General features: G+C 73.5%; 17 protein-coding genes. 8 read left to right on the forward strand and 9 right to left on the reverse strand.

The genetic code is table 11. The annotated features are described in order from the left end of the window. Positions 1-141 precede the first annotated feature (141 nt). On the reverse strand, positions 142-1,686 hold the full coding sequence (locus AC069X_RS35740) for a YfcC family protein (RefSeq protein WP_478735469.1): 1,545 nt from the start codon (positions 1,684-1,686) through the stop codon (positions 142-144). A gap of 296 nt (positions 1,687-1,982) precedes the next feature. On the opposite strand from AC069X_RS35740, the gene AC069X_RS35745 reads away from it, so the two are divergent. Continuing rightward, on the forward strand, positions 1,983-2,555 hold the full coding sequence (locus AC069X_RS35745) for a hypothetical protein (RefSeq protein WP_478735471.1): 573 nt from the start codon (positions 1,983-1,985) through the stop codon (positions 2,553-2,555). A gap of 136 nt (positions 2,556-2,691) precedes the next feature. Beyond that, on the forward strand, positions 2,692-3,468 hold the full coding sequence (locus AC069X_RS35750) for a bestrophin-like domain (protein WP_478735473.1): 777 nt from the start codon (positions 2,692-2,694) through the stop codon (positions 3,466-3,468). Positions 3,469-3,548: 80 nt separating this feature from the next. Here AC069X_RS35750 and AC069X_RS35755 read toward each other — a convergent pair whose 3' ends face one another. The 3 genes from AC069X_RS35755 to AC069X_RS35765 form a co-directional block, all read right to left on the reverse strand. Further along, on the reverse strand, positions 3,549-4,724 hold the full coding sequence (locus tag AC069X_RS35755; RefSeq protein WP_478735474.1) for an MAB_1171c family putative transporter: 1,176 nt from the start codon (positions 4,722-4,724) through the stop codon (positions 3,549-3,551). Further along, a complete protein-coding gene (locus AC069X_RS35760) occupies positions 4,721-5,278 on the reverse strand; it encodes a toxin-antitoxin system, toxin component (RefSeq protein ID WP_478735476.1) in 558 nt (185 codons plus the stop codon). Before AC069X_RS35760 ends, AC069X_RS35755 begins: the two co-directional genes overlap by 4 nt. A gap of 64 nt (positions 5,279-5,342) precedes the next feature. Next, positions 5,343-6,011: a helix-turn-helix domain-containing protein gene (locus AC069X_RS35765; protein ID WP_125818527.1), complete on the reverse strand. Its 669-nt coding sequence runs from the start codon at positions 6,009-6,011 to the stop codon at positions 5,343-5,345. 335 nt (positions 6,012-6,346) lie between these two features. Between AC069X_RS35765 and AC069X_RS35770 the strand changes: the two genes are divergently transcribed. The 3 genes from AC069X_RS35770 to AC069X_RS35780 all read left to right on the forward strand — a co-directional run bounded on the left by AC069X_RS35770 (position 6,347) and on the right by AC069X_RS35780 (position 11,067). Continuing rightward, positions 6,347-7,219: an MmyB family transcriptional regulator gene (locus AC069X_RS35770; RefSeq protein WP_478735479.1), complete on the forward strand. Its 873-nt coding sequence runs from the start codon at positions 6,347-6,349 to the stop codon at positions 7,217-7,219. A gap of 248 nt (positions 7,220-7,467) precedes the next feature. Continuing rightward, entirely contained in the window at positions 7,468-8,832 is a 1,365-nt protein-coding gene (locus AC069X_RS35775) for a 6-phospho-beta-glucosidase (protein ID WP_478735481.1), read from the forward strand. Between the two features lie 144 nt (positions 8,833-8,976). After that, positions 8,977-11,067, forward strand: a complete 2,091-nt coding sequence (locus AC069X_RS35780; protein WP_478735483.1) for an MDR family MFS transporter — start codon at positions 8,977-8,979, stop codon at positions 11,065-11,067. 36 nt (positions 11,068-11,103) lie between these two features. On the opposite strand, the gene AC069X_RS35785 is transcribed toward AC069X_RS35780, so the two are convergent. Continuing rightward, positions 11,104-11,628, reverse strand: a complete 525-nt coding sequence (locus AC069X_RS35785) for a nucleotide triphosphate diphosphatase NUDT15 (protein ID WP_478735485.1) — start codon at positions 11,626-11,628, stop codon at positions 11,104-11,106. A gap of 138 nt (positions 11,629-11,766) precedes the next feature. Between AC069X_RS35785 and AC069X_RS35790 the strand changes: the two genes are divergently transcribed. After that, positions 11,767-13,365: an FAD-dependent oxidoreductase gene (locus AC069X_RS35790; RefSeq protein WP_478735487.1), complete on the forward strand. Its 1,599-nt coding sequence runs from the start codon at positions 11,767-11,769 to the stop codon at positions 13,363-13,365. Positions 13,366-13,375: 10 nt separating this feature from the next. On the opposite strand, the gene AC069X_RS35795 is transcribed toward AC069X_RS35790, so the two are convergent. Both AC069X_RS35795 and AC069X_RS35800 read right to left on the reverse strand, forming a co-directional pair. Continuing rightward, complete coding sequence (locus AC069X_RS35795; RefSeq protein WP_478735489.1) at positions 13,376-13,606, reverse strand: hypothetical protein; 231 nt, start codon at positions 13,604-13,606, stop codon at positions 13,376-13,378. A gap of 77 nt (positions 13,607-13,683) precedes the next feature. After that, positions 13,684-14,751: an ATP-dependent DNA ligase gene (locus tag AC069X_RS35800; RefSeq protein ID WP_478735491.1), complete on the reverse strand. Its 1,068-nt coding sequence runs from the start codon at positions 14,749-14,751 to the stop codon at positions 13,684-13,686. A gap of 75 nt (positions 14,752-14,826) precedes the next feature. Here AC069X_RS35800 and ligD point away from each other — a divergent pair, with 75 nt between their 5' ends. Further along, positions 14,827-15,849 carry a non-homologous end-joining DNA ligase gene (gene ligD, locus AC069X_RS35805; RefSeq protein WP_478735493.1) on the forward strand — a complete coding sequence of 341 codons (1,023 nt, stop codon included), beginning with the start codon at positions 14,827-14,829 and terminating at the stop codon, positions 15,847-15,849. 31 nt (positions 15,850-15,880) lie between these two features. On the opposite strand, the gene AC069X_RS35810 is transcribed toward ligD, so the two are convergent. Continuing rightward, complete coding sequence (locus tag AC069X_RS35810) at positions 15,881-16,945, reverse strand: DUF6183 family protein (protein ID WP_478735495.1); 1,065 nt, start codon at positions 16,943-16,945, stop codon at positions 15,881-15,883. Positions 16,946-17,062: 117 nt separating this feature from the next. Here AC069X_RS35810 and AC069X_RS35815 point away from each other — a divergent pair, with 117 nt between their 5' ends. Continuing rightward, the gene (locus AC069X_RS35815) at positions 17,063-17,299 is read left to right on the forward strand and encodes a WhiB family transcriptional regulator (RefSeq protein ID WP_478735497.1); all 237 of its coding nucleotides are present in this window, start codon (positions 17,063-17,065) and stop codon (positions 17,297-17,299) included. Positions 17,300-17,358: 59 nt separating this feature from the next. Here AC069X_RS35815 and AC069X_RS35820 read toward each other — a convergent pair whose 3' ends face one another. After that, positions 17,359-18,330 carry an acyl-ACP desaturase gene (locus tag AC069X_RS35820; protein ID WP_478735499.1) on the reverse strand — a complete coding sequence of 324 codons (972 nt, stop codon included), beginning with the start codon at positions 18,328-18,330 and terminating at the stop codon, positions 17,359-17,361. Positions 18,331-18,564: the final 234 nt, after the last annotated feature.

The following is an 18,564-nucleotide window of genomic DNA, read 5'->3' on the forward strand; positions in this document are numbered from 1 at the left end:
GAAGTGGCTGCACACCTACAATCACCACCGCGGACACACCGCGCTCGCAGGCAAACCACCCGCCAGCCGCGTCCCCAACCTCACTGGGCAATACACCTAGGCGGTGCCCCGAGGGCCGGGCCGCCCGCACCCCACGGCCCGTCACATCGCCGCGCCCAGTACCAGGAAGCCGCAGATCAGTACGAACAGGATCGCCAGCAGCGGCCAGACGAAGCGGAGGTACTTGTCGTAGCCGACCTTGGCGAGGGCGACGCCGCCGATGGTGACGGCCGTCGTGGGCACCCAGAGGTTCATCCAGCCGCTGGCCGCCTGCCAGGCGGTCACCACCACCGCGCGCGAGACCCCCGCGAAGTCGGCCAGCGGGGCCAGGATGGGCATCGCGAGGGTGGCGTGGCCGGAGGTCGAGGGGATCAGGAAGGCCAGCGGCAGGTTCACCACGAAGACGATCACCGCGAAGGCGCCGGACGAGGTGCCCTTCACCACGTCCTCGATCGAGTGCAGCACGGTGTCGGTGATCTTCGAGTTGTTCATGATGACGGTGACCCCGCGCGCCAGCATGATGACCAGCGCCGGGGAGACGAAGTCGGCGGCACCCCGCACGATCGTCGCGCTGAGCCTCGCCTCGCCCAGCCGGGCCACCAGCCCCACCAGCACCGCCGCGCACAGGAAGAGCGCCGACAGCTGGGGGAAGGACCAGCCCGGTTCCCAGGGGTACGGGACGGCGTCCGCCTTGCCGGTGAGGGCGCTCGACCAGGGCACCACCGAGAAGATCATGAAGGCGAAGACCAGGACGAGCAGCACCAGCACCGTCCGGTGCGTCCGGGTCAGCCGGGGTACCGCCTCGGCGTCGGCGGCCGCCTTACGGGTCCGGTCGCCCGGCAGGAACCCGCACAGGGACTTCTCGGGGTCCTTCTGGACGCGCCGCGCGTAGCGGATGACGTACAGGACGGTGACGGCCGTCAGCACCACCCACATGGCTGAGCGCAGCACGATGCCGTCCCCCAGGGAGATCCCGGCGGCCGAGGAAGCCACCCCCGTGGCGAAGGGGTTGACGGTGGAGCAGAGCACGCCGATCCCCGCGCCCAGGATGGCCGCCCCCACCGCGACGAGCCGGTCGTAGCCGAGCGCCAGCATCATCGGCACCAGCAGCCCGTAGAAGCCGAGGGTCTCCTCCGCGAAGCCCTCGACCGTGCCGAGGACGGAGAAGACCACCATCACGGCGGCGATCAGCAGCGCGCCGCGCTCGCGGAGCCGGTGCGCGAGGCGGGCGATGCCCCGGTCCAGGGCGCCGGTGGCGAAGACGACGGTGATGAACGCGCCGATGGCGAGCACGAAGAGGAAGACGCCCGCGCTGCCGTACAGCGCTCCGGTGAAGTCCGGGCCGACCTCGCCCGTCGCGGCGTCCTGGATGCCGTAGAGGCCGTTGACCGGGGAGAGGAAGAGGTCGTTCAGCCGGTCGGTGAAGCTCTGGGTGTCCCGGACCCGGTGGTAGGTCCCGGAGACGGGCGCGCCGTCCGCGTTCCGCTCGTACACCCCGGCCGGGACGAGGAAGGCCAGCAGCCAGACCGCCACCGTCACGAGGGCCAGGATGGTCAGGGCGCTGGGGAAGCGGATCCCCTGGGCGGGGACGGGCGGCTCGGCCGGCGGCTCGCCGGGCGGCTCCTGCTCCGGGGCGGTGGCGCTCACCGGCGGGCTCCCGCCGGGCCGCCGGTCCGGTCCTCTGCTGTCACGCGTCACCGTCCCTCCGGCGCTCCCCGCCGGGCCGCGGATCCGTTGCTCCGATCATCGGCCGGGCGGGGGAGGGGCGCCGTGGCGTGATGGGCCGTGCGAGTGACGGCGGGGGCTCGGACGGGGGCTCGGACGGGGGCCGAAGTGAGCGCTCGCACACGGATCTTGACCTGTCCGGTGCGTGTCCGAAGCGGGGCCTTGATCGTTTCTTCGGACGTAGACCTCATTCCGGCTGCCTGATCGGGAGGACCGCGGTGACGGCTTGGCAGTACTTCGCCGGGGCGGGCCTGGTGGCCGCGCTCTGCCCGCTGCACGGCCACGTGGCGGTCGCGGGCGACGGCCACGGGCGCGGGGCGCGCGTCGACGTCTGCGTGCCGGGCGGCCCGCCCGGGCGGCCCTCCGTACGGCCGCCCGCGCTGCCGCCCCCGCCCGTGGCGCGGCCGGGGCGCCCCTCGGCCACCCCGCCCGCCGCGCGGGTGACGGTGCCCGGCGCGGCCCGGCCGACGGTGCGCCACCCGGGCGACGCGCCGGGGCTGCCGGGCACCCCCCGCCCCGGGGGACCGGAGCCGGCCGGGCCCGCGGAGCCGCCCCCGCCCGCGCCGGCGGCGCCCGGGGAACCGGAGCCGGCCCCGGCTGTGGCCTCCGCGCCGCCCGTGGCCCGGGCCGCCGCACAGCCGGGGCGCTTCCACGTGCGTCCGTACCGTTCTGCGGCCCTGGAGCGGCGCGGCCCGGCCGGACTGAGCACCATGATGCTGATGGTGGTCGTGACCACCCCGGCCGTGCTGGCCGCCGCCGCGCTGCGCCCCCGCTCCAAGGGCCGGGGCTGACGCCCGGGACCGGAGCCCCGCGCACGCTTCCACCCCTGCGCGCCCCGCACCTCCGCGCAGCGCGCGTCCACGCATCCGCAGATCCACGCATCCACGACATCCGCGCATCCGCAGATCCACGAACGGGAGATCCCTCGTGTCCGAATGGCTGGTCCTGGCCATCGCCATGGCGCTCGTCTGCGCCCTCGTCCTCGCCATGACCGTGGTCCGGCACCGCCGGGTCGCGGACGACGAGGACACCAGTGAAACCCCCGACGTCATCGAGTACATGACGATGATGGTCGGCGTGGTCTACGCGATCGTCCTGGGCCTGGCCATCGCCGGCGTCTGGGAGGCGCGCGGCGCGGCCGAGGACAGCGTGCGCCGCGAGGCCCAGGCGCTGTACGAGGTCACCCAGCGGGCCGACGTCTACCCGGCGCCCGTCCGCGACCGGATCCGCGGCGAGGTGGACGCGTACGTCGCCCACACCGTCAGCGTGGACTGGCCGCGGCTGGTCTCCGGCCAGGCCGCCTCCGCCGAGGGCGGGCAGCTGCTCGGCAAGCTGCGCACCGACGTCACCCACCAGAGCCCGGCCAACGAGCTCCAGGCGCAGGCCTACCAGCCGCTGCTCGACCACATCGCGGCCGCCGACGACGCCCGCCACTCGCGCACGCAGAGCGACGAGTCCACCCTGCCGAGCGTGGTCTGGTTCGGGCTGGTGGTCGGCGGCATCGTCACGATCGGGCTGATCTTCACCCTGCAGATCCGGCGCTCGGGGCGCGAGCTGCTGCTCGCGGGGCTGTTCAGCGCGCTGATCGTGTTCCTGCTGTTCATGGTGTGGAGCTTCGACGCCCCGTTCGGCCGGGACGGCACCGACTCCGCCGGGCCCTTCCAGGACCTGTTCCCGGCCCTGTCGGTGACGGCCTCCCGCTGACGGTCCGCCGAGGGAACCAGGGCCCGCCCCCCCCGCGGGCGGTCCCGGGGACCCTGCCGGGTCAGCCCCCCCGGGCTGGGTCAGCCCCCCGCCGGGGCCGCCTGGCGCCGGACTGCGGCCACCAGAGGCGAGTGCCGCAGGGCGTGGGAGATCCGTACGAGGTCGCGCGGCCCGTCGGCCAGGACCAGTACCCGCTCCCCGTCGCCGTTCCCGGCGCCTTCCGGGTCGGCGGCGCTGGCTCGCACGGCGGCCGCCACCATCGCCGCCTCGGCGACCGCGCGGGCCGTCTCCTCGTCCTCCCCGGCCGCCCGGGCCCGCTCGTAGGCGGTGTCGCGGTGGCGCCGGTCGAAGGACGGGCCGAGCCGCAGGAAGCCGTCGTGGATGTCGGACTCCCGCTGGATCACCCGGATCTCGGCCGGCGACCACCAGGACATCCGCACGCAGGGCGTGCCGCTGGGCGCGGTGCTGTGCACCTCGTGCCACAGCGCGCCGAGGCTGCGGTAGGTGCTCCAGGTGCGCCAGCTGTCGGACAGACGCTGGCACACGAGCGGCAGGACGAAGCCCACGGAGCTGACGAGCGCGGCGAAGGCGGCCAGCGGCGGGGCGAGGTAGGTGCTCAGGTCGTCCAGGTCGTGGCCCAGCCAGCGGGCGGTGACGGCGGACATCTTGGCCGCGTCGTAGGCGAGGCTGATGGTGTACCCGGCGACGATGATCACCAGGCCCGCCCGGAGCCAGCCCCGGACCCGCAGGGACCAGCGCCAGCACATCGACACCATCATCAGCACGGCGGCGTTGTGCGCCAGCAGGTAGGCGGCGATCATCAGCCGGATGTAGGGGGTGTTGGCGTAGTAGGTGTCGAAGTCGCGGAGCCGCTCGACGGGGGCGTCGCCGAGGGCGAACAGGACGATGATGGCCGCGACGACCACGGAGTAGCCCGCGATCCACCGCTGGGAGGTGCGCCGGATCTCCTCGGCCGGGCCGCCGCGCCAGTTGAACACCAGGACGAGGCAGGAGGCGCTGAAGGCGGTCATCAGGCAGTAGACGAGGGGTGCGGAGAAGTTGGGGACGCCGGTCCAGCGGTTGACGGCGGCGATGGTGGGCGGGGCGGCGAAGGTGAACACGGCGCCGCCGAGGACGAGCAGGACGAAGACCGACCGCAGGAGCGGATCGCGCCAGTCCGTGCGCAGGGCCGGCAGCTTGCACACGAGGGCCAGTGCCATCGCGGCCGCGGGGATGTAGTAGTCCGGTCCGCTCAACGGTCGTTCCTGTGCCCCCGGTAGCCGAGAGAGGTCTCGATCCGGCCCGCCAGCTCGTCCCGCTGCGCCGGTGGCCGGTGGCCCGCCGATCCGGCCAGCCAGGTGCGGCAGCGGCTGCCCAGGAGGAGGCCGAAGCTCTCGGCCTCCGTCTCCTCCTGGACGTCGGCCCGGGTACGGGCGGCGACCCGGCGGACCGTCTCGCCGAGGTCGGCGGCGTCGGACAGCAGGCGTGCGGCGACGGCGGCGCCGTCGACGTGGTGGCTGCAGTGGCCGGCCTTCATGTGCCACAGCTCGTGGCCCAGGATCACGAGCTGGTGGTCGGGCGCCGTGCGCTCCTCGATGACCACCAGGTCGCGGTCCGCCATGTCGAGCCACAGGCCGCTGGCCGTCCCCTGCGGGAAGGCGGCCATCCGGAAATCCACCGGGCGGCCGCGGTGTCTGCTCATGCCCTCGCAGAGGGCGGCGTAGAGATCCACCGGTTCCACGGGGGCGGCCAGCTTGATGCCGGACACCAGCTCCGCGCACAACCGCCGCTGCGCTCTGCCTATGCTCACCGTTCTCCCCGTCGGCGCGGATCCGGATCAGGACTCAAGGATCAGATCCAGACTTTCGACTGGGTCATGATTCGTTCGGTTTGACGCTTTCGAGAAGCATGTCCAGCCATTCGGTCACCTTGTCCCGGTGCTTGTCGCTGGGCAGTTGGGCGGCGCGCCAGGCGATGCCCCGCACGCCGTGGTTCTGCAGGAGTCTTGCCAGCGGATCGCCCGCCGAAGCCGCTTCGGCCGGTACGGTCTGCCGCTCGCGCCCCGCGAAGTCCTGGAGCAGCTGCTGCTCGGTGCGCTGGAGGGCGTCCGTGAGGGCGTCGGCGTCGTGGGCGGTGAGGAAGCCCGCGTGCACCCCGAAGAACCGCTGGATGGCGTCGCAGTGCTCCATGGTGGGCCGCCGGTCGCCGTTGATCAGGGCGCCGGCCTGCTGCCGGGACATGCCCGCGCCGTCGGCGATCTCCTGCTGGGTGTAGCGGCGGCCGTTGGGTTTCACCCGGGTCCGCCGGAGCAGGTCCAGGCGCTGGAGGAAGCGGGCCTGGAGGTCCGGTTCACCGGCCCGCCGCCCGTCCAGCAGGGTCCTGATCACATCCGTGGGAACCCCGGAGGCCTCGGAGAGCCTGCGGAGGTCGAAGACCTGGTTCGGGTCGCGGCCCATTTTGTTCGCCAATTCGGCGACCCGCGTGACGGTCGCCGCCAGGGGCGCGTTGGCCACCGCGACGGGAGCCGGGAAGCCGTCTGTCACCAGTGGTTCTCCTAGATCGCGCGAGGTCAGTGGGCACGTGGTCGGCCGTAAGGAATCTATCCGGTTTGTTTTGGGAGAGCCAGAACTTGCCACAGCTGTGGCGGGAATGAGCTGTCGCTCGGCTGGAATTGCCACAATAGTTGACACTCGAATGAAGTCGGTAGCAGGATCGCCACACGGAAATGAAGATCCAGACCGTTGAGGAGGGGGAGCTCTCGGTGCCACATCTCGCAGCGGTGGGCCCGTCTGATGGCCTCGTCCGAGCCGGTGATGAGCGCCTGGCGGGCGAGGAATCCGCCCGCGGCGCAGTGCGGTCGGAGCGGCGCAAGGAGATTTTGCGCCAGCGCCGCGAAGAACTGGGCCTGAGCCAGGAGGACGTCGCGTCGCGGCTGCGCATCAGCGTGCGCGCGTACGGAAACTGGGAACGCGGGCTCGTCAAGGAGTGGACGGACCGCAAACTCCTCGCCCTGGCCGAGGCCTTGGAGATGAGCGAGCGGCAGTGCTTCTGGCTGTTCAGGGTCATGGTCGACCGCGACCCGCCGCCCACCTGGCGCGCGGCCGAGGAGAACCGCCTGCCCCAGAACCCGGCCCAGCGCGACTACCTCGTCGACTACGCGGCCCTCATGGAGGCCGTGCCCTACCCGAGCTTCCTGGTGGACCACCGGTGGGACGTGGCCCTCACCAACTCGGCCTTCGACCGGCTGTTCCAGTCGGTCCGCCCGCACCCGACGGCCCTGCCGGACGACAACTTCCTGCGCTTCGTGCTGTTCCACCCGGACGCCGCGGCCGTGCTGGAGGACCACGAACCGGCCTGGTGCGTACCGCTGCTGGCCCAGTTCGCGACCGCCCTGACCGCCGCTCCCGAGGACGAGGGCCTGCGCAGCATCCGCCAGGAGGTGGCCCGCGACCCGTTCATGGAGGCCGCCTACCGGTACGGCGTGCCGCACTGGCTGACCACCCACGGGGAGGCCGCCGCCGAACAGGACGGAGCCGTGCGCACGGTGCGCCACCCCGACCCGGGCTGGGGCCTGGTGCGGTGCCGGATGGTGGCGGAAACCAGCCGCATGCTGGAGGGCATGGGGCTCACCCGCATCACCCTCGTGCTCTCGGCCCCGCAGGGCCTGCCGGCCGGTCCGGTGCGCGGCGGAGCCGGGTTCCCGCAGCAGCAGGGTGCCCGTCTGCGGGCCGTGCCGTCCTTGGGGGACTGACGCGGAGGGGGACACTGGTGCCCTGAAGCGCGCGCCACGGTGCGTGCCGCGGCGGGTCCCGCGCGCCGAACCGCGCCGGCCCGGGTGGCACGGGGCCGTGCGGATGCCACGATCCGCGACATCGCGCGGATGCCACGGATCGTGGCATTCCGGCGGCGTCGCCGGAGTCGTGGCTTCGCCCGTGCCCGGGGCAGCCCCGGGCCGTGGCCGCGGCCACGACGGCGGAACGGCGGAAGGGCGGAACGGGCATGCGGTTGACCATCCTCGGCGGAGGCGGATTCCGGGTACCGCTCGTCTACGGGGCACTGCTCGGGGACCACGGCGAGGGCCGGGTGTCCCACGTGACGCTCTACGACGAGGATCCCGGCCGGCTCGGCGCGATGGCCCGGGTCCTCGCGGACCAGGCCGCGGCGGCCGGCCCGGCGGACGCCCCGGCGGACGCCCCGGCCGTCACCGCCACCGGGGACCTCGACGAGGCCCTGCGCGGGGCCGACTTCGTCTTCTCCGCGATCCGCGTCGGCGGCCTGGAGGGCCGCGCCGCGGACGAGCGGATCGCGCTGGCCGAGGGGGTGCTGGGCCAGGAGACGGTCGGCGCGGGCGGCATCGCGTACGGCCTGCGGACGGTGCCGGTGGCGCGCGAGATCGCGCGCAGGATCGCCCGTACCGCCCCGGGCGCCTGGGTCATCAACTTCACCAACCCGGCCGGGGTGGTCACCGAGGCCATGGCCGAGGAACTGGGCGACCGGGTCATCGGCATCTGCGACTCGCCCGTGGGCCTCGGCCGCCGGATCGCCCGGCTGCTCGGTGCCCGGCCCGGCGAGGCCTGGATCGACTACGTCGGCCTCAACCACCTGGGATGGGTGCGCGGTCTGCGGATCGGCGGGCGCGACGAGCTGCCCCGGCTGCTGGCCGACCCCGTGGCGCTGGAATCCTTCGAGGAGGGGCGCCTCTTCGGCGCGGACTGGCTGCGCTCGCTCGGGGCGGTCCCGAACGAGTACCTGCACTACTACTACTTCAACCGTGACACGGTACGGGCCTACCAGGAGGCGAAGCAGACGCGCGGCGCCTTCCTGCGCGACCAGCAGCGCGGCTTCTACGCCGAGGCGGGGCGGCCGGGGCAGCCCGCCGGGGCGGCGCTGGCCGCCTGGGACCGGACCCGGGCCGAGCGCGAGGCCACGTACATGTCGGAGAACCGCGAGGTGGCGGGCGTCGGGGAGCGGGAGGAGAGCGACCTGTCCGGCGGCTACGAGAAGGTCGCCCTCGCCCTGATGCGGGCCATCGCCCGGGACGAACGGGCCACACTGATCCTCAACGTCCGCAACGGCTCGACGCTGTCGGTCCTCGACGCCGGGGCGGTCATCGAGGTGCCCTGCCTGGTCGACGCGAACGGCGCCCACCCGGTGTCCGTGGCCCCGCTGCCGCTGCACGCCGTCGGCCTCGTCACCTCGGTGAAGGCGGCGGAGCGGGCGGTCCTGGCCGCCGCCGCGAGCGGCTCGCGGGCGGACGCCGTGAAGGCCTTCGCACTGCACCCGCTGGTGGACTCCGTGTCCGTGGCCCGGCGGCTCCTGGACGGGTACGCGGCGGAGCACCAGGGCCTCGCCTACCTGCGCTGACCCCTTCCCGGGGCCGGTGTCCGGGGCGGGGTTCCGGGGCGGGTCCGGGCCGGTGTCCGGGGTCTTCCCGGGGCCCTTCCCGGGGCCGTGTCCGGGGCCGGTGTCCGGGGCCGTGCCGGGGTCACCCGCACGGCGGAGCGCGGCATGCGGTGCGGTGGGGGCGCTGTGAGAGTGCGAGATGTGACCAATGCCCCCGCCGTCGCCGCGCCGCCGCCCGTGCTCGACCGGCGGCGGCGCAACGTCGTCTTCGGCACGATCATGCTCGGCGTCCTGCTGGCCGCGCTGGACCAGACGATCGTGGGCACGGCCCTGCCGACGATCGTGGCGGACCTCGGCGGCGCGGCGCACATGGCGTGGGTGGTGACCGCGTACCTGCTCGCAGAAACCGTCGCGACGGTTTTGGTCGGCAAGTTCGGCGACCTCTTCGGCCGGAAGGTCATCTTCCAGATCTCCGCCGTCGTCTTCATCACCGGCTCCTTCTTCTGCGGCCTCGCCGGCAACATGACCCTGCTCATCCTGTGGCGCGGGGTCCAGGGCATCGGCGCCGGCGGTCTGATGGTCACCTCGATGGCCCTGATCGCCGACGTGGTCCCGCTGCGCGAACGCGGCAAGTACCAGGGCGCGATCGGCGCCGTCTTCGGCGTCGCCACCGTCATCGGACCGCTGCTGGGCGGCCTCTTCACCGACCACCTGAGCTGGCGCTGGGCCTTCTACGTCAACGTCCCCGTCGCCGTGCTCGTCGTCGTCGCGGCCGCCCGCACCATCCCCTCCGTCCGCGCCGCCGGCCGTCCCGCCATCGACTACCTGGGCATCGCGCTGGTCGCCACCGGGTCGAGCGCGCTGATCCTGGCCACCAGCTGGGGCGGGAACGAGTACGCCTGGGGCTCGCCGGTGATCATCGGCCTCTTCGCGGGCGGCGCGCTGGCCCTCGCCCTGTTCTGCCTGGTGGAGACCCGGGCGGCCGAACCGATGCTGCCCATGAGGCTCTTCCGCAACCCCGTCTTCACGGTCTGCTCGGTGCTCAGCTTCGTCGTCGGCTTCGCCATGCTCGGCGCGATGACCTTCCTGCCGACCTACCTCCAGTACGTGGACGGAGACTCGGCCACCCTGTCCGGCGTACGGACCCTCCCGCTGGTCATCGGCCTGCTCATCGCGTCCGTCTTCAGCGGCAACGCCACCTCCAAGACCGGCCGCTACCGGATCTACCCGATCGTCGGCTGCGCGGTGATGGGCGTCGGCCTCTACCTGCTGTCGCTGATGGGGCCGGGCACCGGAGCCTGGCGGGAGTCGGTGTACATGTTCGTCCTCGGCGCCGGCATCGGCCTGTGCATGCAGGTGCTCACCATCGCGGTGCAGAACACCGTGGACTACGCCGACCTCGGCACGGCGACCTCCGGCGTCACCTTCTTCCGTACGCTCGGCAGCTCCTTCGGGACCGCCGTCTTCGGGACGATCTACGCCAACAGCCTGGAACCCGAACTGAAGGCCGGCGTCGCCGAAGCCGCCCGGGCCACCGGCGCCGACCCGGCACGCCTCACCGCGGCCGCGCAGAGCCCTCAGGGCGTGCACGGGCTCGACCCGGCCGAGGCGGGCCCGGTCATCGACGCGTACGCCGACGCCCTGCACACGGTGTTCCTGTGGACGGTGCCGGTGGCGGCCGTCGGCTTCGTCGTCGCGCTCTTCCTCAAGCAGGTGCGGCTGCGCGACAGCGCCCGGGCGGGCTCGACCGACATGGGCGACGGATTCGCCTCCCCGGCCACCGCCTCGGGCGACTCGGCCAAGCTGCTGGAGCTGGCGGTCGGCAAGCTCGTGCGGAACATGGGGCCCGACACCGCACGGGCCATCGTCAACGCCTCCGACACGCGGCTGGACATGGCCGGGGCGTGGGCGGTGATGCAGGTCGACCTGATGACCAGGACCGTGGGGCACGCCTCCCTGGGGCTGATCGCGTCGAGGCGGTCGCTGCCGCCCGAGGTGCTGCTGCCGGTCTTCGACCGGATGGTGGAGGAGGGCTTCCTGACACAGCAGAACGGATTCTTCGCCCACACCCGGGCGGGGGAGCGGGAGGCCGCCGTGATCTCGCGGGCCTGGGCCGACTGGCTGGGCGACCGGCTGGAGCAGGACCGCGGCCGGCCCGGCGGCGACGAGCTGCGGGCGGCGGCGGACGCGATCGCCAAGCGGCTGCTGGCGGAGGACCTGGGCGAAGGCAACTTCGCGCCCCGGCGCGCCGTTTAGGGGCGCGCCGTCCGGGAGGACGGCGGCTCGGACGGTCTAGGAGGAGCTCGTCCGTGCGGGGTAGTCGAGCGAGGGGATCCGGGGCAGGGCCGTGAGGTCGGGCCGCCAGACGCGCAGGACGGCCGCCGACGGCGGGTAGAGGTCGCCGGGGATCTCCTCCGGGGCGAACCACCGCCAGCGCGCGATCTTGTGCGGCTCGGTGACGACGGGACTGCCCTGCGCCGAACGGGTGAGGGCCGCCGCCGTCAGGCGGGTCGGCGGCGCGGGGCGCGCGTACAACTGGACGGCGAGCAGCTCGATCTGCCCGGGATCGACTCGCAGGGAGGTCTCCTCGGCCAGTTCGCGGGCGGCGGTCTGCTCGAAGCCCTCGCCGGGGTCGACCTTGCCGCCGGGCAGTTCCCAGTTGCCGTCGTGTGCCTGGCCCAGCAGGACCCGGCCGTCGGGGCCGAGCACGATCAGCCCGACGCCGACGATCGCGTGGGCCGCGGGGACGGCGCGGACGGACGGGGTGCCTCCGGGGCGGGCCCCGGCGCCGGATTCGTTCTCGTGTTCGCTGGCCATGGGGTCATCTTCCCCGGTGGGCCGGCCGGCCGGGCCGCGGGGTGGCCTCGGACGGCTGTGCGAGTTTCGGCCGGGGCCCGCTCGTGCAGGCTCTGAGCGGTCTGATCGTCGTACGGGACGCCGGCTCGGGGGGTCGCTGTGGCACATCTGCTGGTGATCGGCGGAGGGATCGCGGGGCTCGCGACCGCCCTCCTCGCGGCCCGCCGGGGCCACACCGCGGAGGTCTTCGAACGCGACACCCGCGCCGTCGGCGCTGCCCTGGACCGGGACTTCTTCGGCTGGCGGCGGCCGGCCGTGCCCCAGGCCGTCCAGCCGCACGTGCTGCTCGGCGCCGCCCGCACCCTGCTGCGCGCCGAACTGCCCGACGTGCACGCCGAGATGCTCCGGCTCGGTGCCCGGGAACGGCACGAGCTGGACTGGTTCGACGTACGGCCGCCCGCGCGCCCGGGCGATGAGGAACTGGTCATGATCCAGGCCCGCCGCATCGTGCTGGAGAGCGCACTGGCCGGCGCGCTGCGGGCGGAGCCGGGCGTGGTGGTGCGGTACGGGGAGCCGGTCACGGGGCTGAGGCGGGCCGGGGGGACGGGGGAGGCGGGCGAGGCGGGCGAGGCGGGTGGCACCGGGGAGGCGGGGGGCGCCGGGTCGGGGCCGTGCGTGAGGATCACCGGCGTGACCACCCCGGGCGGCGCGTACGGGGGCGACCTCGTGGTGGACGCGGCCGGCCGGCGCGGCGGCTCCTCCGGCCTGGCGGCCGCCGCCGGGTGCCGGCCGGCCCCCGTCGAGCGGCACCGCACGGGCCTCGCGTACTTCTGCCGCTGGTACCGGCTGCCCGACGGGACGGACGAGGGGCCGCGCCGTCCGTGGACGGTGACCGGAGGCGCCTTCGCCGGCTGCGCCGTCTTCCCGTCCGACAACCGGGTCTTCGCCGTCACCGTGTTCGCGCACACCGGTGACCCCACCCGTGCCGCGCTGCGCGATCCGGCCGTGTTCGAGGCCGCCGCGCGGTGCTTCCCGCCCGGCGCGGCCTGGCTGGGGCTGGGCGCCGAGCCGCTGTCGGGGGTGCTGGCGACAGCGGGCCTGGACAACCGGTGGAGCCCCCTGGCCGACGGGCGGGGGCCGGTGGCGACCGGGCTGGTCCCGGTCGGGGACGCGCTCACGCACACCAATCCGACCCTGGGGCAGGGGACCTCGCTCGCGCTGTGGGCGGCCGACCGGGTGGCCCGCACGGCCGGCCGGGACCCGGGGTCCTTCGGCTTCGCCGCCGGGTACCACGGCTGGGCGCTGCGGACGCTGAAGCCGTGGTTCGACCTCCAGGTGGGGGCCGACGCGGCGGTGGGGGAGCGGCTGGCGGCGGGGGCGGGCGCGGCTGCGGGTGTCGGTGGTGCCGGTGGTGCCGGTGATGCCGGTGGTTCCGGTGGTTCCGGCGGGCCGGGCGGGAGCGGCAGGCCCGGCGGGGCGGAGCGCGCGCGGGAGGCGGCCGCGCTGTTCGAGTGCGCGCTGGAGGACCCCGAGGTCATGCGGGCCCGGGCCAGGGTCCGGCACCTGGCCGAGCCCCCCGAGCGGGCCTACGCGGACCCCGCGGTCCGGGCCAGGGTGGCGCGCTGGCTCGCCGACCGGCCCGGCTGGACGCCGAACGCGGTGGGGCCCGGCCGCGCGGAGTGGGAGGCGCTCACCGCCGCCGCGAGCGGGCCCGGGCGGGCGGCACTGCCCGGCGCGGCCCGGGGCGGCACCCGGTGAGCGGCCCGGGTCAGATCCTGTTGGGGTCGTTCGGCAGGAGCTTGAAGGACACCGGGAGGTAGGCGGTGTCCTCGGGAAGTCCCCGTGCCGTCAGGAGCTCCTGCACGACCTGGCGGTACACGCCGAGGGTGGTCGTGCCCTCGTAGGGGGTGATGGACCCCGCCGCCCCGTACTCGCTCCAGTAGGTGTCCCGCTGGACCTTGATGGACACCGTGTAGAAGTGGCTGTCTTCGCCGTTCATCTTTCCCCCCGGGCGTTTTCGGCGGCTCCCGTCCGGAGCGGCCTTCAGAAGGTACAGGAGCACGCCGACACGGCCCTTCAGCCGGCGGTGCCCAGCACCTCGGCCAGGTCGTAGCCGACGACCTCCTTCAACTGCCCGTACGTACAGCTCTCCGGGGTCCGGTCCGGGCGCCAGCGGGCGAACTGGGCGGTGTGGCGGAAGCGGTCGCCCTCCATGTGGTCGTACCGCACCTCGCAGACCCGCTCGGGGCGCAGCGGTACCCAGGAGAGGTCCTTCTTCCCCGTCCAGCGGCTCTGGGCGCCGGGCAGCCGGGCGCTCCCGTGCGCCGACTCCTCGGCCCAGGCCGCCCAGGGGTGGCCGGCGGGGTCCGGCATGCGAAGGGGTTCGAGTTCCTCGACGAGTTCGGCCCGGCGCTTCATGGGGAAGGCGGCGCAGACGCCCACGTGCTGGAGGGCGCCGTGGCCGTCGTACAGACCGAGCAGCAGCGATCCGATGATCGGACCGCTCTTGTGGAAACGGAAACCGGCGACGACGACATCGGCCGTACGCTCGTGCTTGATCTTGAACATGAGGCGGGCGTCGGGCCGGTAGGGGAGATCGAGGGGTTTCGCGACGACCCCGTCGAGCCCGGCGCCCTCGAACCGGTCGAACCACTCCCGCGCGAGCGCGGGGTCGGTGGTCGCGGGCGCGAGATGGACGGGGGGCCGAGTGGTGGAGAGGGCGTGGACCAGGGCGCTGCGGCGCTCGCCGAGTGGAGTGTCGAGGAGCGCGTCGTCGCCGAGGGCGAGGAGGTCGAAGGCGACGAAGCTCGCCGGCGTGGTCTCGGCGAGCAGGTTGACCCGGGAGGCGGCGGGGTGGATCCGCTCGGTCAGCCGGTCGAAGTCCAGCCGGCCGCCGTGGACGATGACGATCTCCCCGTCCACGACGCAGCGGGGCGGCAGATTCTCCTTCAGGGCCGCCACCAGCTCGGGGAAGTACCTGGTCAGGCTCTTGCCGGTGCGGCTGCCGATCTCCACCTCCGTCCCGTCCCGGTGCACGATCGCCCGGAAGCCGTCCCACTTGGCCTCGTACTGCATGCCCGGCGGGATCCTGCTCACCGACTTGGCGAGCATCGGCTTCACGGGAGGCATCACCGGCAGATCCATACACAGGATTCTGCGGTGGTACGTCCGGGCCCGCTCGGTGTGCGCGTCCGCCCGCGCCCGCCTACCGTGGCGCCCATGGGCGGTAGCGCGGGTGGTGCGATCGAGCTGGAGGCCGGCGGCCGGGCGGTACGGCTGTCCAGCCCGGACAAGGTGTACTTCCCGGAGCGCGGCCTCACCAAGCGGCACGTCGCCGAGTACTACCTCGCCGTCGCCGACGGGATCACCCGCGCCCTGCGCGACCGTCCCACCACCCTGGAGCGGTACCCGGACGGGGTGGAGGGGGAGTCCTTCTTCCAGAAGCGCGCCCCGAAGAACCTGCCCGACTGGATCCCGACCGCGCACATCGCCTTCCCCAGCGGCCGCACGGCCGACGAGATCTGCCCGACCGAGCCGGCCGCCGTCCTGTGGGCCGCCAACCTGGGCTGCCTTACCTTCCACCCCTGGCCGGTGCGCCGCGAGGACACCGACCGGCCGGACGAGCTGCGCATCGACCTCGACCCGCAGCCGGGCACCGACTACCACCACGCGGTGGCGGCGGCGCACGAACTGCGGGCCCTGCTGGACGAGCTGGGGCTGCGCGGCTGGCCCAAGACCTCGGGCGGCCGCGGCCTGCACGTCTTCGTGCCGATCGCACCGCGCTGGACCTTCACGGAGGTGCGCCGCTGCGCGATCGCCCTGGGCCGGGAGCTGGAGCGGCGGATGCCGGGCAAGGTCACCACGGCCTGGTGGAAGGAGGAGCGCGGCGAGCGGATCTTCGTCGACTACAACCAGACGGCGCGCGACCGGACGATCGCGTCGGCGTACTCGGTCCGCCCCCGCCCGCACGCCCCGGTCTCCGCGCCGCTGCGCTGGGACGAGGTGGACGACGCGGAGCCGCGGGACTTCGACATCGTGACGATGCCGGCGCGCTTCGCCGAACTGGGCGACCTGCACGCCGACATGGACGACCACGCCTTCAGCCTGGAACCCGTACTGGAACTCGCGGCCCGGCACGAGCACGAGCACGGCCTGGGCGACATGCCGTACCCGCCGGACTACCCGAAAATGCCGGGCGAACCGAAACGGGTCCAGCCGAGCCGGGCGAAACACGAGGACTGACGACAGGTCCTAGCCTGGCGGCATGACCGGCCTAGTCGGTGTCCGTGGCCGCGAGGACGGCCAGGCGGCGGCCGTCGGGGGAGAGGGCCGCCACGCCGAAGTCGGTGCCGAGCTCGTTGTGGAACCAGCCCGAGTCGTTCTCGAAGCGGAACCAGCTGGTTTCGCGGGCCCGGCGTTCCACTTCCTCGGCGGCGGCGCCCGCCGGGGCACCGCTGAGGGCCGCCATCGACCGCCACGCCCACATCCGGCCCCAGGCCCCGTGCACGCCCCCGCCGTACGCCCCGCCCATCGAGGCGGCGGCGAACAGCGGCCGCCAGACCTCGCCGAGCGGGCTCGGCGCGACCTCGAAGCGGGCCGTGGGCCGGACGCGGGTGCAGGGCGTGGGCAGGGTCGGCAGCAGGGCGGGCACCCGTTCCGGTGCGAGGGCCTCGTCCAGCGGGAAGACCCAGGCGTCGTAGTTCCCCCATTCGCCGCTGTGCGGGGCGCTGACGAGGGCCTCGTGCTCCTCGACGGTGACCGAGTCGCGCAAGTCCGACCGCTCGGCGGGGTGGGGCACGGGCGCGTCGACGCGTCCTTCAGTGGGCATGCCCGTTCCGAGCGTGCGGGCGGAACCGTTGACCGAGCGGGTCGGGAACGGGGCGTCCGCCTCGAAATCACGCAGCCGCGCGGGCAGCCAGGCCAGGGCGTGCGAGGCCCGCGGCGCCGGAAAGCCCTCCATGTCCACGCCCCGCAGCAGCAGCTCGTGGAAGAGGCAGGTCTCCAGCTCGTCCGCCCTCCCCGCGCCGGGTCGGCCGAACACGGCGGCGGCGAGGTCGGCGGGCCGCTGGTGCTCCGCGAGCAGCGAGGCCAGTTCGCGGGGATGCGACGGCGGCACCTTCTCGTCGACGAGCCGCAGCAGCTCCCGCAGGCTCTCCCGACCGGGGGTGAGGGCGAGCACCCGGCCGACGCGCGCCAGCTGCTCCCGGTACGTCCCCGCCCGCCGGGAGGCCTCCTCGTACCCGTCGGCGAGCCGCGCCCCCAGTTCCCGCAGGTACGCGAAGTCGCCCTGCGCGGCCCGCAGCTCGGCCTCGCCCCGTATGAAACGGATGTCTTCCATGATCGTCACCCTATGCGCCGTTCCGGACCCCTTGTCCCGGCCGCCTCGGGCAGGGCCGTGTCCCGGTGTTGATCAGGCGTTGATCGGACGTCCATCCGGCGGGTTCACGATCGGCGCATGTCGATGAACTCCACCACCGCCCCCGCCTGGTACGACCAGGCCCTGTGTGCCCAGACGGGCCCGAGCTTCTTCTTCCCGGAGCCCGGGTCCTCGCTCCGGGACGCGAAGCGGCTGTGCGGGGTGTGCGAGGGGAGAGCGGCGTGCCTGGAGTACGCGCTGGCCAACGACGAGCGCTTCGGGGTGTGGGGAGGCCTCTCGGAGGCCGAGCGCCTCGCCCTGCGGCCGCGCGGCTGAGGGGGGCCGCGGACGCGGCGGAGCCCCCGGCGGGGGCCGGGGGCTCCGTGCGGCGTGTGTCAGCCCTGGCGGGCGGCCAGTCGCGCCGCGCGCGCGGCCAGGCGCTCGTCGAACTTGCGGGCCTCGGCGTCCAGGCCGTTCATGAACAGCCCGAGCTCCTCCTGGGCCTTCTGGCCCTCCGGGCCCAGGTCCTGGATGTCCATGATCTTGAGGAAGCGGATCACGGGGCTCAGTACGTCGTCGTGGTGGATCCGCAGGTTGTAGACCCCGCCGATCGCCATCTGCGCGGCCATCCGCTCGAAGCCGGGCATGCCGTGTCCGGGCATCCGGAAGTTCACGACGACGTCCCGCACCGCCTGCATCGTCAGGTCCGGGGCGATGTCGAAGGCCGCCGCCAGCAGGTTGCGGTAGAAGATCATGTGCAGGTTTTCGTCCTGCGCGATGCGCGCCAGCATGCGGTCGCAGACCGGGTCACCGGACTGGTGGCCGGTGTTGCGGTGCGAGATGCGGGTCGCCAGCTCCTGGAAGGCCACGTACGCGACCGAGTGCAGCATCGAGTGGCGGTTGTCGGACTCGAAGCCCTCCGACATGTGCTGCATCCGGAAGGCTTCCAGCTTGTCCGGGTCCACGGCGCGCGAGGCCAGCAGGTAGTCGCGCATCACGATGCCGTGGCGGCCCTCCTCGGCGGTCCAGCGGTGGACCCAGGTGCCCCACGCGCCGTTGCGGCCGAACAGGGTCGCGATCTCGTGGTGGTAGCTGGGGAGGTTGTCCTCGGTCAGCAGGTTCACCACCAGCGCGATCTTGCCGATGTCCGTGACCTTGGACTGCTGGGGGTCCCAGGCCTCGCCGTCCTCGAAGAAGCCGGGGAAGTTCCGGCCGTCGCTCCACGGGACGTACTCGTGCGGCATCCAGTCCTTGGTGACCTTCAGGTGGCGGTTGAGCTCCTTCTCGACCACCTCTTCCAGCGCGTACAGCAGCTTGGCGTCGGTCCACGCCTGCGAGCTGCCGAGGTGGGGAGAGGTGATCGTCACGGGTGCTCCTGGGGACAAAGCGAATTACCTACGGTTCCGTAGCCTACGGAGTCGTAGGTTAAGCGCGACATCAAGGAGCGCCAAGCCCCAGCCATCGTTCTGTCCGGCTACATCCGGTTATCTACGCTGTTTGGGAGGGTGTGGAGCTGCTCCACAGGGGTGAGAATCACGCCGGAAGGTGGTCCGGCGCCATGCCTTGACGGTCCGGACCCGCTGCCCCGCGGGCCCTCACGG

This window comes from Streptomyces sp. NPDC043896 (assembly GCF_056435605.1).

What these genes read in the sequence shown, in the direction of transcription:
- AC069X_RS35775 (WP_478735481.1), top strand. Translation starts at nt 7,468, where the DNA reads ATGCGGTTGACCATCCTCGGCGGAGGCGGATTCCGGGTACCGCTCGTC.
- AC069X_RS35780 (WP_478735483.1), top strand. Translation starts at nt 8,977, where the DNA reads ATGCGGTGCGGTGGGGGCGCTGTGAGAGTGCGAGATGTGACCAATGCC.
- AC069X_RS35785 (WP_478735485.1), bottom strand. Translation starts at nt 11,628, where the DNA reads ATGGCCAGCGAACACGAGAACGAATCCGGCGCCGGGGCCCGCCCCGGA.
- AC069X_RS35795 (WP_478735489.1), bottom strand. Translation starts at nt 13,606, where the DNA reads ATGAACGGCGAAGACAGCCACTTCTACACGGTGTCCATCAAGGTCCAG.
- AC069X_RS35800 (WP_478735491.1), bottom strand. Translation starts at nt 14,751, where the DNA reads ATGGATCTGCCGGTGATGCCTCCCGTGAAGCCGATGCTCGCCAAGTCG.
- ligD (WP_478735493.1), top strand. Translation starts at nt 14,827, where the DNA reads ATGGGCGGTAGCGCGGGTGGTGCGATCGAGCTGGAGGCCGGCGGCCGG.
- AC069X_RS35810 (WP_478735495.1), bottom strand. Translation starts at nt 16,945, where the DNA reads ATGGAAGACATCCGTTTCATACGGGGCGAGGCCGAGCTGCGGGCCGCG.
- AC069X_RS35815 (WP_478735497.1), top strand. Translation starts at nt 17,063, where the DNA reads ATGTCGATGAACTCCACCACCGCCCCCGCCTGGTACGACCAGGCCCTG.